The organism is Streptomyces tatrensis (assembly GCF_049310065.1).
Taxonomy (GTDB): domain Bacteria; phylum Actinomycetota; class Actinomycetes; order Streptomycetales; family Streptomycetaceae; genus Streptomyces.
The window spans coordinates 6,463,797-6,477,920 of the sequence record NZ_JBMDLB010000011.1 but is presented as its reverse complement, the minus strand read 5'-3'; the positions used below and the strand labels follow the sequence as shown (position 1 = coordinate 6,477,920).

Genomic DNA, 14,124 nt, shown 5'->3' with positions numbered 1-14,124 from the left:
ACAGTCAGGCATCGAGCCTCGCGATGGAACAGGCGTCAGCTCAGATGCCCGCGCCCGCAATGCCGCAGTTGAAACCGGACGATAGCAGCATCCCGAACGCACACTTATTCCGCCCCTACCCCTCACGGCTTCTGGCCCGAATTTCCGGGCTTGTCGCCCTTCATCGAGTCAGGTTCGACGTAGAGGATCTTGGCCTTCATATGAGCACGCGCCTGTGCGGCGATCCACACCAGGGTGGCGACGACGAGCGTGATGGCGAAGGCCTTGGGGTTGAACAGTGTCGTGTTCTTGAACACGGCGAGAAAGACGAAGAGCAGCAGGATCTGGGCCGTGTAGAGCATCAGCCCCATGGCCTGGAACAAATGCGGCATTGATTTCGCCGTGCGCTGCAGTACGAGGAATCCGATGCCCATGAACAGCATCACCACCACCGTCGCGACGACGGCGCCCACGGCCCCCTTGCCACCGGCGACGATCCCACTGATGACGGCGGCGAGAGCGCCGGCGACAGCCGTGGGAACGGCGGATTGCAGAAGGGATCGGACGTCATCTGACCGCATGGCGGTTTGCTCCGCGTGGTGGTGGGGGCACAGGGACTCGTACAGGACGAGCGTAAGCCCGGTCCGAGTGAGTACCTCGGGCCAATGGACCGTCGCACTACGGTCCTTCGGCTCTGTCGCCGGGTTTAGTGAACGGTATCACAAAGTATTTGATGAGAGCTTTACTCAGAGGGTGTGCGGACTGTCACACATGAGAGTGACCCTGCGCGTGTGTGCGCGACAACCAAGTGGCTTGTCTGGTAAAGGGCGTTCATGTCCGACATGCGCTCCGGACGTCAGCGCGCGGACCCTGCCTTGCGCCGGTCGGGGAAGCGCGAACGGGGGCCGATGGCGGTCGCCCCGTTGACGCCTGACACGCCCGCCGCGATCGGGCGGGCCGGCGCCGGCTCCGGCGCCGCGTCGTCCGCCAGGGCCGCCTCGGCGGCCCGTTCCGCGTGCCGGTAGCGCGGCGGGACCAGCCGCTCCGCCCACCGCGGGGCCCGCGGGGTGAAGCGCGGCAGCAGGAGCAGGAGCAGGCCCACGGCGCTCAGTGCGGCGATCGCCAGCACGATCCACATCGAGGCGGAATGCACCGAATACGCCACGGCGCCGAAGGCGATCAGTCCTGACCAGAAGTACATGATGAGCACGGCCCGGCTGTGCGAATGCCCCAGTTCCAGCAGCCGGTGGTGGAGGTGCCCGCGGTCCGCGGCGAAGGGCGACTGGCCCTTCCAGGTGCGCCGCACGATGGCGAGGACCAGGTCCGTCATCGGGATCGCGATGATCGTGAGCGGCAGGATCAGCGGGATGAAGACCGGCAGCATCGCGTGGGTCGCGTTGCGCTCGCCGCCCACGAACAGCGCCATGGCGTCCGGGTCCACCTGTCCGGTGATGGAGATGGCGGCGGCGGCAAGCACCAGGCCGATGAGCATCGAGCCGGAGTCGCCCATGAAGATCCGGGCGGGATGCATGTTGTGCGGCAGGAAGCCGAGGCACATGCCCATCAGGATGGCGGCGAAGAGCGTCGCGGGCGCGGCCGCCTCGATCCCGTAGCCGAACCAGATCCGGTATCCGTAGAGGAAGAACGCACAGGTCGCGATGCAGACCATGCCGGCGGCGAGGCCGTCGAGGCCGTCCACGAAGTTCACCGCGTTGATGGTGATCACGACGAGGGCCACGGTGAGCAGGTTGCCCTGCCACGGGGTGAGCGCGACCGTCCCGATCCCCGGGACCGGGATCCACAGGATGGTCAGGCCCTGCATGCACATCACGCCGGCGGAGATCATCTGCGCGCCGAGCTTGATCAGGGCGTCGAGCTCGAACTTGTCGTCGAGCACGCCGACCAGCCAGATCAGGGCCGCCCCGGAGAGCAGGGCCCGCGGCTCGTTCGACAGCTCGAAGACCCCGTTGAGGTTCTGCAGGTGGTCCGCGACGAGCAGGCCGGCGCACAGTCCGCCGAACATCGCGATGCCGCCGAGCCGCGGAGTGGGCTCCCGGTGCACGTCGCGGGCGCGGATCTCGGGCATCGCCCCCACGGCGATCGCGAACTTCCGCACGGGCCCGGTGAGTAGATAAGTCACCGCGACCGTGACGCAAAGCGTCAGCAGATATTCACGCACGGGCTGCCCCAGATGTATCGCCGGCCATCTCAGCCCCACACACTAGCTGCGAAGTACTCGCTGTCGGGGACGCGCAAGGGCGGTATCCCGGTTGCGGTACGTCGCTCTTGCCCTGCTTAAACCCCATACGGCGGAAAACTGACCACCAGCTCGTTGACGTCCCTACGGATCTTCGTGGGCTCCCCGCCGCTCAGCGCGGCCCCGAACAGCGCGGCGATCCGGCCCATCTCCGCCTCCCCCATGCCCTGCGTGGTCACCGCCGCGGTGCCGAGGCGGATCCCGCGGCTGTCTCCGTAGGGAAGGGCGCAGGTGTCCAGCACGATCCCGGCGGCGGCCAGCCGGCCCCGGGCTCCCGCGCCGTCGAGGCCCAGCGGTGCGGGGTCGGCGGTGATCAGGTGGGTGTCGGTCCCGCCGGTCGTGACGGCGAACCCGCGGGCGGCGAGCGCGTCGGCCAGGGCGCGGCCGTTGGCGACCACCCGGTGCGCGTACGAGGTGAAGGCGGGCCCGGCGGCCTCGCCGAAGGCCACGGCCTTGGCGGCGATGGTGTGCATCTGGGGGCCGCCCTGGGTGAAGGGGAACACCGCCCGGTCGATCCGCTCCGCGAACTCGGCCCCGCACAGGATCATCCCGCCGCGCGGGCCCCGGAGCACCTTGTGGGTGGTGGCCACGACGATGTCGGCGTAGGGCACGGGGCTGGGCGCGGCACCGCCGGCCACGAGTCCGATGGGGTGGGCGGCGTCGGCGATCAGGAAGGCCCCGACCTCGTCGGCGATCTCCCGGAACACGGAGTACTCGGGGTGCCTCGGGTAGGAGACCGACCCGCACACGATGGCCTTGGGCCGGTGCTCGTGCGCGAGCCGCTGCACCTGGGCGTAGTCGATGAGCCCGGTCGCGGCGTCCACTCCGTACCCGACGAAGTCGAACCAGCGCCCGGAGAAGTTGGCGGGCGACCCGTGGGTGAGGTGTCCCCCGGAGGTCAGCGCCATGGCCAGCACGGTGTCCCCGGGCCGCAGCAGCGCGGCATAGGCGGCGAGCACGGCGGCGGATCCGGAGTGCGGCTGCACGTTCGCGTGCTCGGCGCCGAAGAGGGCGCGGGCCCGCTCGACGGCGATCTGCTCGGCGAGGTCGGCGTACTCGCAGCCGCCGTGGTGGCGGGCGCCGGGGTACCCCTCGGCGTACTTGTTGGCGAGCGCCGATCCCAGTGCGGTGAGCACGGCGGCGGAGGTGAAGTTCTCGGCGGCGATGAGCTGCAGCCCGGTCGCCTGCCGCTGCCGCTCCCCGTCGAGGACGTCGGCCATCTGCGGATCCTGCTGCCGCAGCAGGTCCAGGGGCTGGGTGATGACGCTCATGGCGCGACTCCAGGGGGGTACCGCGTACCGGGTACCAGCCACTGTAGGCCGCCCCTGCGCATCCCGCCCTGCGGCGCCGATCCAGCCCCGCCGGCGTTTGAGGCGCGGGGTCCGGGGCGGAGCCCTGATCTTTCAGCCCCTCCGGCGTTTGAGGAGCGGGGGTTCGGGGGCGGCGCCCCCGACAACGACGCCGCAGGTCAGCGGGAGGTCTTGACCCCGGTCAGCGCGGTGACCACCGGTTCCAGCGCCTGGTTGATCTCGTCGCCGATCGAGCGGAAGAAGGTGATCGGAGCCCCGTACGGGTCGTACACCTCATCGGCGTCCGGGGACGGAGCCAGCAGCCAGCCCCGCAACGCAGCGGCCGCCCGAACCAGTGCGCGGGCCCGCTCCACCATCCCGTCCTCCAGCGGCGGCAGCGTCGCCGGGTCTATCGCCCGCACCAGGCGGGTGAACTCCTTCAGCGTGAAGGTGCGCAGCCCCGCGGAGTGCCCCATGGAGATCACCTGGGCCCGGTGGTCGCGGGTGGCGGTCAGGACCAGGTCCGCGCGTATGACGTGCTCGTCCAGGAGCTCCCGGCCGGTGAAGCCGGAGGCGTCCGCCCCGAAGTCGGCCAGCACGGCGGCCGCGTTGGCCTCCATGGGCGCGCCCTCGTGGCCCCAGGTGCCCGCGCTCTCCACGATCAGGTCGCCGGTGACGGGGCCGCCGAGCCGGTGGGACAGCGCGTGCCGCGTCAGCCGCTCGGTGATGGGCGAGCGGCAGACGTTGCCGGTGCTGACGTGGAGTATGCGGAAGGTGTTGTCCCCGGCTATGCCACGCCCCTCAGGGCTCACGGAGCCACCTCGAGGTCGGGCACGACCTCCCGCAGCTGCTCGGCGGTCAGTGCCCCCTCGCGCAGCAGGACGGGCACCTTCCCGGTGACGTCGACGATCGACGAGGGCTGGATGCCCGGGGTCGGGCCGCCGTCCAGGTAGACGGACACGGAGTCGCCGAGCATCTCGCGCGCCGCGTCGCAGTCCTCCGGAGCCGGGTGTCCGGTCAGGTTCGCCGAGGACACCGCCATCGGGCCGACCTCGGTCAGCAGCTCGATCGCGACGGGGTGCAGGGGCATGCGTACGGCCACGGTCCCCCCGGTCTCGCCGAGGTCCCACGCCAGCGAGGGCTGGTGCTTGGCGACCAGCGTCAGCGCGCCCGGCCAGAAGGCGTCGACGAGCTCCCACGCCTGCTCGGAGAAGTCGGTGACCAGGCCGTGCAGGGTGTTCGGGGAGCCGATGAGGACGGGGGTGGGCATGTTGCGGCCGCGCCCCTTGGCGGCGAGCAGGTCACCGACGGCCTCGGCGCTGAAGGCGTCCGCACCGATCCCGTACAGGGTGTCGGTGGGCAGCACGACGAGCTCGCCGCGGCGTACGGCGGAGGCGGCTTCACGCAGGCCCGTCTTGCGGTCCGTCGCGTCGTTGCAGTCGTATCGCCGGGCCATCAGCGGGCCTCCTCGTGCAGCAGGGTGGTGGCGGGAATGCGCGCGGTGACTGCGCCGGTCGGGGCGGGGCCGGTCGGGGCGGGGCCGGTCACGGCATGGCCTTGCGGGCGGTCGCGAAGCGCGGGCGCTTGTTGAGGTCGGGGTGGTCGGCGGCGTCGGCCCAGCCCCGCTCCTCGGCGAAGATCCACGGGACCTGTCCGCCCTGGCTGTCGGCGTGCTCGACGACGACGATGCCGCCGGGCCGCAGCAGCCGGTGGGCGGTGCGCTCGATGCCGCGGATGGTGTCCAGGCCGTCCTCGCCGGAGAACAGCGCCATCTCGGGGTCGTGGTCGCGGGCCTCCGGCGCGACGTACTCCCACTCGGTGAGCGGGATGTACGGCGGGTTGGAGATGACCAGGTCGACCTGTCCGTCCAGCTCGGGCAGCGCGCTGAGCGCGTTGCCCTGGTGGACGGTGACCCGGGAGCCCTCGGCGTTCTTACGGGTCCACTGGAGGGCGTCCTCGGACAGCTCCACGGCGTGCACGCGCGAGCGCGGCACCTCCTGCGCCATGGCGAGCGCGATGGCGCCGGAGCCGGTGCAGAGGTCCACGATCAGCGGTTCGACGACGTCCATCGCCCGGACGGCCTGTATGGCCCAGTCCACGACCGACTCGGTCTCGGGCCGGGGCACGAAGACCCCGGGCCCGACCTGGAGCTCCAGGTAGCGGAAGAAGGCGCGGCCGGTGATGTGCTGGAGCGGTTCGCGCGCCTCGCGGCGGGCGACGGCCTCCCAGTAGCGGGCGTCGAAGTCCGCGTCCTTGACGTGGTGGAGTTCCCCCCGCTTGACGCCGTGCACGAAGGCCGCGAGCTCCTCCGCGTCGAAACGCGGTGAGGGCACGCCGGCGGCGGCCAGCCGCTGGGTGGCCTGGGCCACCTCGGCAAGCAGCAAGTTCACGCTGGTCCTCCGGGCTGCTGTCGTACGGGGGGTGGTGCGGGGTCCCGCGGGTCGGTGCGGGGGTCCTGCGGGGGGACTCAGTGCGCGGACGCGAGCTTGGCGGCGGAGTCCGTGTCGACGCAGGCCTGGATGACCGGGTCGAGGTCTCCGTCGAGCACCTGGTCCAAGTTGTACGCCTTGAAGCCCGTCCGGTGGTCCGAGATCCGGTTTTCCGGGTAGTTGTACGTACGGATCTTCTCGGAGCGGTCCACGGAGCGCACCTGGCTGCGGCGCACGTCGGAGGCCTCCTGCTCGGCGGCTTCCTGTGCGGCGGCCAGCAGGCGCGAACGCAGGATGCGCATCGCCTGCTCCTTGTTCTGGAGCTGGCTCTTCTCGTTCTGGCAGGAGGCGACCACACCGGTCGGCAGGTGCGTGATGCGCACGGCCGAGTCGGTGGTGTTGACGGACTGGCCGCCGGGGCCCGAGGAGCGGTACACGTCGATGCGGAGGTCGTTCATGTTGACCTCGACCTCCACCTCCTCGGCTTCCGGGGTGACGAGCACGCCGGCGGCGGAGGTGTGGATGCGGCCCTGGGACTCGGTGGCCGGCACGCGCTGGACGCGGTGCACGCCGCCCTCGTACTTCAGGCGGGCCCAGACGCCCTGGCCGGGCTCGGTGGCGCCGTTGCCGCCCTTGGTGCGGACGGAGACCTGGACGTCCTTGTAGCCGCCGAGCTCGGACTCGGTGGCGTCGATGATCTCGGTCTTCCAGCCCACGCGCTCGGCGTAGCGCAGGTACATGCGCAGCAGGTCGCCGGCGAACAGGGCCGACTCGTCGCCGCCCGCACCCGCCTTGACCTCGAGCAGCACGTCCTTGTCGTCGCTGGGGTCGCGCGGAACGAGCAGCAGGCGGAGCTTCTCGGTGAGCCCTTCGCGCTGTGCGGTCAGTTCCTTGACCTCTGCCACGAAGTCCGGGTCGTCGGCCGCGAACTCCTTCGCCGTCTCGATGTCCTCGGCGGACTGCTTCCAGGCACGGAAGGTCGCGACGATCGGGGTCAGCTCCGCGTAGCGCTTGTTGAGCTTGCGCGCGTTGGCCTGATCCGAGTGGACCGAAGGGTCGGCGAGCTTCTTCTCAAGATCGGCGTGCTCGCCGATCAGTTCCTCGACCGCCTCGAACATCGGGGGCTCCTGAAGATGGTGAATGTGAAGAAAAGGGCTGCGGGACGAGAAAGGCGCCGGTCCGGCTGCCCCCGTGCGAACAGGGTGCAGCCGGAACCCGGCGCCTGAGGCTCGCTACTTCTGTGCAGCCTTGCCGAAGCGGGCCTCGAAGCGGGCCACGCGGCCACCGGTGTCGAGGATCTTCTGCTTGCCCGTGTAGAACGGGTGGCACTCGGAGCAGACCTCGGCACGGATGGTGCCTTCGGTCAGGGTGCTACGGGTGGTGAACGACGCGCCACAGGTGCAGCTGACCTGGGTATCGACGTACGTGGGGTGGGTATCGCGCTTCAAGGTGTCTCCTAGATTCGGGAGGGCGCCGGGTCGCAGGAGCCGAATTGCGCGCTGCGTGAACCGGGGCCGACAGACCAGTCTGCCAGGACCGGGCTGCCTGTCAAAATTCTGAGGACGCCTCCCTCAACGGCAGGGGTCCGGCATCTATTCCGCGGCCCGTCCCAACCCCTCCAACGGGGCGGTCGGGGCGATCCGGCTACTGGAGGACCGTACCGGCCGTGCCCTTGTCGCCGGCCGAGTTCGCGGTGGCCGCGGCGGGGATCTCCTGGTCGGCCAGCAGGGCGTCCCAGACCATCTTGGACTCCTTGGTGAGCGGTACGACCCGGTTGGGGTCACGGGTGTCTCCGGTCACCGGCAGCGTGATCATCTGCAGGTGCTCGGGGCCGATGCCCTCCAGCCCCTGGGCGAAGCCCATGAGGGCCTTCACGTCGCCGAGCGCCTTGTCCGTGGTGATGGCCTTGGTGGCGGTGTCGGCGATGTCGAGCAGCTTCTTCGGGTTGTCGAAGACGCCGATGGTCTTGACCTGCTTGATCAGCGCCTTGATGAAGGCCTGCTGGAGCTGTATTCGGCCCAGGTCGCCGCCGTCGCCGACGCCGTGGCGGGTACGGACGAGGCCGAGGGCCTGCTCGCCGCCCAGCCTGTTCTTCCCGGCGGGCAGGTCGAGGTGGCTGTAAGGGTCCTTGATCGGCTTGGTAGTCGTCACCTCGACGCCGCCGAGCTTGTCGATGATCTCCTTGAAGCCCGTGAAGTCGACTTCGAGGTAGTGATCCATGCGGATCCCCGACATCGTCTCGACGGTCTTGACCGCGCAGGCGGCCCCGCCGACGGTGTACGACTCGTTGAACATCTTGCGCGGGCCGCCCGGGTCGCTCTTGCCGTTCGAGAGCTTGCAGACGGGCCGGGTCACGAGGGTGTCGCGGGGTATCGAGACGACGGTGGCCTTGGTGTGGCCCTCGTTGAGGTGGACGATCATCGCCGTGTCGGAGCGTGCGGAGCCGCCGTCGTCCTGGCCGTACTCCTTGTTGGCGCCGCCGCGGGAGTCGGAGCCGAGGACGAGGATGTCCATCGAGCCGTTGTCCACGTTCTGCGGGCGGTCGGTGCCGAGGGCGGCGTCGATGTCGACCGTCTTGAGGTTCCCGTTGAACTTGAAGTAGAAGTAGCCGAGCCCCGCCCCGCCCAGGAGGACCACGCCGGTGGCGGTCCACGCGGCGATGACGACGGCCCTGCGGCGCGCGGCCGGCTTCCGTCGGCGTCGGCCCGCGCCGGCCCTGCGGCCGTGGCCCCTGCTGTCCTGGCTCATGCTCTGCTCTGCCCGCCTGTCTGTGCTCGGATCGACTCCCGCGCTCCCCCTGACAAGGACGGGCGGAAGCCATCCAGGGTTCCACGGCCCCGGGCGCGCGCAGACCGCCCCGCCCCGTCGGGCGGCGCGGGGCGGGCACCGCGCAATGCACCGCCTACCTGCGGTTTCCCCCGGGGACGCGCGGTGACTGCGAGGGTCCGCCGGCGTACGGAGTGTGGCAAAGGTCGCATCTGCGCGCGAAGCACCGTAGATCACACGAGGCCACACAGGCCGCACGGGCCGCACAAGGCCCCGCGGACCCCGCAGGCCCCGTAGCGGCACAGGGCCCGGGACATGACGCGACCGCCCCCGTCGCGGGTGCGGCGGGGGCGGTCGGCGGTCACGCAGGTGGTGCTACGGGGAGACGTCAGTCGTCGTTCTTGCCCGACGGGGTCGTCTTCGCGATCTGCATGAGGAACTCGGCGTTCGACTTCGTCTGCTTCATCTTGTCGAGGAGCAGCTCGATGGCCTGCTGCGAGTCGAGCGCGTGCAGCACCCGTCGCAGCTTCCAGGTGATGGAGAGCTCCTCGCTGTTGAGCAGGATCTCCTCCTTGCGGGTGCCCGACGCGTCGACGTCGACAGCCGGGAAGATGCGCTTGTCGGCGAGCTTCCGGTCGAGCTTGAGCTCCATGTTGCCGGTGCCCTTGAACTCCTCGAAGATCACCTCGTCCATGCGCGAGCCGGTGTCGACCAGCGCGGTGGCCAGGATGGTCAGCGAGCCGCCGTCCTCGATGTTGCGCGCGGCACCGAAGAAGCGCTTCGGCGGGTACAGCGCGGTCGAGTCGACACCACCGGACAGGATGCGGCCGGAGGCGGGCGCCGCGAGGTTGTACGCGCGGCCCAGGCGGGTGATGGAGTCCAGCAGGACGACCACGTCGTGACCCAGCTCGACGAGACGCTTGGCGCGCTCGATGGCCAGCTCGGCGACGGTGGTGTGGTCCTCGGCCGGGCGGTCGAAGGTCGAGGAGATGACCTCGCCCTTCACCGACCGCTGCATGTCGGTGACCTCTTCCGGACGCTCGTCGACCAGGACGACCATCAGGTGGCACTCGGGGTTGTTGACCGTGATCGCGTTGGCGATCGCCTGCATGATCATCGTCTTGCCGGCCTTCGGCGGCGAGACGATCAGACCACGCTGACCCTTTCCGATCGGTGCGACCAGGTCGATGATCCTGCCGGTCAGCACGCCAGGGTCGGTCTCCAGGCGGAGCCGGTCCTGCGGGTACAGCGGGGTCAGCTTCTGGAACTCCGGGCGGCCGCGGCCGGATTCGGGCGCCATGCCGTTGACGGAGTCCAGGCGCACGAGCGCGTTGAACTTCTCGCGGCGCTCGCCGTCCTTGGGCTGCCGGACGGCGCCGGTGGTGTGGTCGCCCTTGCGCAGACCGGCCTTGCGGACCTGGGCGAGGGAGACGTACACGTCGTTCGGGCCGGGCAGGTAGCCCGAGGTCCGGATGAACGCGTAGTTGTCGAGGATGTCGAGGATGCCGGCGACGGGGATCAGGACGTCGTCGTCGGCGACCGGGGTCTCGACCGGGGCGAACTCGTCGCGCCCGCGACGGCCACGGCGGTCACGGTAGCGGCCGCGACGGCCGCGACGGCCGTCCTCGTCGAAGTCGTCCTGCGGGCCGTTGTCCTGACGGTCCCGGTCCTGACGACCGCCCTGCTGACCCTGGCCCTGGTTCTGACCCTGGCCCTGGCCCTGGCCGCGGCCGCCCTGCTGGCGGTCCTGACGGTCGGTCCGGTCCTGACGACCGCCCTGCTGACCCTGACCCTGACCCTGGCCCTGACCCTGACCCTGACCCTGGTTCTGACCCTGGCCCTGGCCCTGGCCCTGACCCTGGGCGCCCTGGCCCTGGTCGTCGGCCTTGGCACCGCGGTCACGGCGCTCGCGGCGGCCGTCGGCGCGGTCGTTGCCCCGCTCGCGGCGCTCGCGGCGGCCGCGGCCCTCGCCGTCCTGGCCCTGGCCGGCAGGGGCGGTGGCGGCCTCGGCCTTCGCTTCGGCCTGTGCGGCCGGCGCGACGGTCTCGGACTTCTGCTCCACCTGTACGACGGCGGCGGGGGCCGAGCCCTCGGGGCTGCCGGACGGGGCGGTGGCACGCCGGCGACGGCGCTCGCCGACGGGGGCGTCCTCGCTGGCGGGCTGGCCCGGGATGTCGATCTGGGCCTGCGCGGCGGTCTTCTCGGCGGGCGCCTCGGCGGCGGCCTCGCCCGTACGGGCCTTGCTGGTGGCGCGGCGCTTCGGCTTGGTCTCGCCGGCGTCGGCGGACGCGGCGGCCGGCGCGGCGGCCGCGGCCTTGGGGGCGCTGCTTCCCGCCTGCGCCTCCTTGATGACCTCGATCAGCTGGCCCTTGCGCATCCGCGCGGTGCCCCTGATGCCGAGGCCCGACGCGACCTGCTGGAGCTCGGCCAGGACCATGCCGTCAAGGCCGGTGCCGGAGCGGCGGCGCTTGGTCGGCGCGGCGCCCTCGGCGGGGGCACTGGTGTCGACGTTGGTGTCGGCAGCGCCCATCAGATCGGTGGTGTCGCTCACGAAGGGTCCTTCCCTGGAGCGGACGTCGGCCTGTCTGGCTCGGCGACCGGTTGTGCTGTCCGACGTCAGTCCGTGACTTGATGAGGCGCGGACTGCAGTCGGGGCGGTGGTCCGCCGATAGAGATACGGCGGAGAGAAACGTGCATGTGCATGGGTGGTTCCGGCGAGAAGCCCCCGAGCTGAAAGCGTGGGAATATCACGCCGATTCCGGAGCGTGCTCGAAACTGCTGGCAGCGATCAAAGCAGTCGGGGAGGCTCCCGGAAGAAAGGTGGTCCCTGATAGGGACACTGAGCACCAAGCCATGGCGGCTTCGGATGCGCACTTGAGACTAACACTACCGGATCCAACAGACATTCCCCCTCTCGATCACCGGCTTTAGAGCCCATCCGCGCGGGTTTCGCGCGGGCTCCGCGCGGGCGGCCTGCCCTGGCCGCCCGCCCCTGGCCGGCTGTGTCCTCTACTGCGCGGATCAGCCGCCCTGGGTTCCCAGCGGAAGTACGCTCGCGCCCGCGGCGTCGAGTGCGAGCCGGTTGGCCGCCCACCCCTCGCCCGCGAGCCGTGCGACCTTGTCGGCCGCACCGTTGTCGACCAGCGCGAGGACCGTGGGGCCCGCGCCGGAGATCACCGCGGGGATGCCGTCCGCCCGCAGCCGGGCCACGAGCGCCACGCTCTCGGGCATCGCCGGGGACCGGTACTCCTGGTGGAGACGGTCCTCGGTGGCCGGCAGCAGGAACTCGGGACGCCTGGTCAGAGCCTCTACGAGCAGACCCGCGCGGCCCGCGTTGACGGCCGCGTCCACGTGCGGGACGGTGCGCGGCAGCAGGCCGCGCGCGGTCTCCGTCAGGACCGGCTTGGAGGGGACGAAGACCACCGGAACGATGGAATCGGCGGGCTCCATGCGGATCGCCTTGGCGCTGCCGCCGTCCATCCACGCGAGGGTGAAACCGCCGAGGAGACAGGCGGCGACGTTGTCGGGGTGGCCCTCGATCTCGGTGGCGAGCTCAAGCAGCGCCGCGTCGTCGAGCTTGGCCTCGCCGCCTATGGTCACGGCGCGGGCGGCCACGATGCCCGCGCAGATCGCGGCGGAGGAGGAGCCGAGGCCGCGGCCGTGCGGGATGCGGTTGGCACAGACGACCTCGAGGCCGCGCGGCTGGCCGCCCAGCAGGTCGAAGGCGGTGCGCATGGAGCGTACGAGCAGGTGGCTCTCGTCCCGCGGCAGGGTGTCGGCACCTTCGCCCGCGATGTCGATGTTCAGGCCGGAATCGGCCACGCGTACGACGACGTCGTCGTAAAGCCCCAAGGCCAGCCCGAAGGCGTCGAAGCCCGGGCCGAGGTTGGCACTGCTGGCGGGAACGCGCACCCGTACGGCGGCGGCGCGGAAGGCGGGACCGGCCATCTTCCGATGACACTCCTTGTGACTGTGCGAGACGGGATCTTCGCTGGCTCGCTGTGAATGTACTGGAGAACGTACGACACCCGAAGGCCCTGTGGGCAGCACCGCGGTCATATGCGCGGCGGCGGATGTAAGTACAGCCTATCGAAGGAAGGTTCTTCTCCGACATAGGGCGCACAGCAGGCGCACGATGCGTGTCGCCGGCTCCCGCCGCCGAGGTCGGGTTTCCGCCGCGATATCTGGCGGGATTCCGTCGGTTTTCGGGCCGTACGGCCCGAGTTGCCGGATTCCTCAGCCTTCGAAAGACTTCCGGAATCCGGCCACTCGGATACTGCGGTTACTGCGGTTACTGCGGTTACTGCGGCTACCGCCGTACCTCCGGTCAGACGAGGCCGAGGCGGATGGCGGCGGCCTCGGCGTCGACCGGGATGGTGACCGGCTGCGGAGCGCCGGCGACTGCCCAGTCGGGGTCCTTCAGGCCGTTGCCGGTGACGGTGCACACGATCTTCTGGCCGGGGTCGACCAGACCGAGGTCGACGGCCTTGAGCAGACCGGCGACCGAAGCGGCCGAGGCGGGCTCGACGAAGACGCCCTCCTGAGCGGCCAACAGGCGGTAGGCGGACAGGATCTGGCGGTCCGTCACCTCATCGATGAAGCCGCCCGACTCGTCCCGGGCCTGCAGGGCGTAGTCCCACGAGGCCGGGTTGCCGATGCGGATCGCCGTGGCGATGGTGTGCGGCTCCTTGACGATCTCGCCGCGCACGATCGGCGCGGAGCCGGAGGCCTGGAAACCCCACACGCGGGGCGTACGGGAGGCCAGGCCATCGGCCTTGTACTCCTTGAAGCCCTTCCAGTACGCGGTGATGTTGCCGGCGTTGCCGACGGGCAGCACGTGGATGTCGGGGGCGTCGCCGAGCGCGTCCACGATCTCGAAGGCCGCCGTCTTCTGGCCCTCGATGCGTACCGGGTTGACGGAATTGACCAGCGCCACAGGGTAGTTGTCGGACAGCGCGCGGGCCAGATCCAGACAGTCGTCGAAGTTGCCGTCGACCTGAAGGATCTTGGCGCCGTGGATCAGGGCCTGGCCCATCTTGCCGAGCGCGATCTTGCCGCGGGGCACGAGGACGGCGCAGACCATCCCGGCGCGCACCGCGTAGGCGGCGGCGGAGGCCGAGGTGTTGCCCGTGGAGGCGCAGATGACGGCCTTGGCGCCGTCCTCCTTGGCCTTGGTGATCGCCATGGTCATGCCGCGGTCCTTGAAGGACCCGGTGGGGTTGGCCCCCTCGACCTTGAGGTGTACCTCGCAGCCGGTGCGCTCGGAGAGCACCTGGGCGGGGACGAGGGGAGTGCCGCCCTCGCGGAGCGTGACCACCGGAGTCGTGGCCGTGACCGGCAGGCGGTCCCGGTACTCCTCGATGATGCCGCGCCACTGGTGGGTGCGATTGCTGCTCATGGGTCC

The 14,124-nt window shown here is 70.5% G+C and carries 12 protein-coding genes; all 12 read right to left on the bottom strand.

The window, feature by feature from the left end; all coding sequences use genetic code 11:
- Nucleotides 1-122: 122 nt before the first annotated feature.
- Nucleotides 123-560 carry a Cg1360 family ATP-synthase-associated protein gene (locus ACODT5_RS45500; protein WP_422524737.1) on the bottom strand — a complete coding sequence of 146 codons (438 nt, stop codon included), beginning with the start codon at nucleotides 558-560 and terminating at the stop codon, nucleotides 123-125.
- A gap of 275 nt (nucleotides 561-835) precedes the next feature.
- Entirely contained in the window at nucleotides 836-2,170 is a 1,335-nt protein-coding gene (locus tag ACODT5_RS45495) for an MraY family glycosyltransferase (RefSeq protein ID WP_422525254.1), read from the bottom strand.
- Nucleotides 2,171-2,274: 104 nt separating this feature from the next.
- Nucleotides 2,275-3,507, bottom strand: coding sequence for a serine hydroxymethyltransferase (locus ACODT5_RS45490; protein ID WP_422524736.1), 1,233 nt, complete (start codon nucleotides 3,505-3,507; stop codon nucleotides 2,275-2,277).
- 197 nt (nucleotides 3,508-3,704) lie between these two features.
- Nucleotides 3,705-4,337, bottom strand: a complete 633-nt coding sequence (locus tag ACODT5_RS45485; protein WP_243336224.1) for an arsenate reductase/protein-tyrosine-phosphatase family protein — start codon at nucleotides 4,335-4,337, stop codon at nucleotides 3,705-3,707.
- Nucleotides 4,334-4,981: an L-threonylcarbamoyladenylate synthase gene (locus tag ACODT5_RS45480; RefSeq protein ID WP_112448421.1), complete on the bottom strand. Its 648-nt coding sequence runs from the start codon at nucleotides 4,979-4,981 to the stop codon at nucleotides 4,334-4,336. Before ACODT5_RS45480 ends, ACODT5_RS45485 begins: the two co-directional genes overlap by 4 nt.
- 88 nt (nucleotides 4,982-5,069) lie before the next feature.
- Nucleotides 5,070-5,915, bottom strand: coding sequence for a peptide chain release factor N(5)-glutamine methyltransferase (prmC, locus tag ACODT5_RS45475; RefSeq protein ID WP_422524735.1), 846 nt, complete (start codon nucleotides 5,913-5,915; stop codon nucleotides 5,070-5,072).
- A gap of 77 nt (nucleotides 5,916-5,992) precedes the next feature.
- Nucleotides 5,993-7,072: a peptide chain release factor 1 gene (gene prfA / locus ACODT5_RS45470; protein ID WP_422524734.1), complete on the bottom strand. Its 1,080-nt coding sequence runs from the start codon at nucleotides 7,070-7,072 to the stop codon at nucleotides 5,993-5,995.
- A gap of 114 nt (nucleotides 7,073-7,186) precedes the next feature.
- Nucleotides 7,187-7,402 carry a 50S ribosomal protein L31 gene (rpmE, locus tag ACODT5_RS45465; RefSeq protein ID WP_422524733.1) on the bottom strand — a complete coding sequence of 72 codons (216 nt, stop codon included), beginning with the start codon at nucleotides 7,400-7,402 and terminating at the stop codon, nucleotides 7,187-7,189.
- Between the two features lie 196 nt (nucleotides 7,403-7,598).
- Nucleotides 7,599-8,702, bottom strand: a complete 1,104-nt coding sequence (locus ACODT5_RS45460) for an LCP family protein (RefSeq protein ID WP_422524732.1) — start codon at nucleotides 8,700-8,702, stop codon at nucleotides 7,599-7,601.
- A 406-nt stretch (nucleotides 8,703-9,108) separates the two neighbouring features.
- Entirely contained in the window at nucleotides 9,109-11,271 is a 2,163-nt protein-coding gene (rho, locus tag ACODT5_RS45455; RefSeq protein ID WP_422524731.1) for a transcription termination factor Rho, read from the bottom strand.
- A 470-nt stretch (nucleotides 11,272-11,741) separates the two neighbouring features.
- Entirely contained in the window at nucleotides 11,742-12,668 is a 927-nt protein-coding gene (thrB, locus tag ACODT5_RS45450) for a homoserine kinase (protein WP_422524730.1), read from the bottom strand.
- Nucleotides 12,669-13,047: 379 nt separating this feature from the next.
- A complete protein-coding gene (gene thrC, locus ACODT5_RS45445; RefSeq protein WP_422524729.1) occupies nucleotides 13,048-14,118 on the bottom strand; it encodes a threonine synthase in 1,071 nt (356 codons plus the stop codon).
- Between the last annotated feature and the right edge of the window lie 6 nt (nucleotides 14,119-14,124).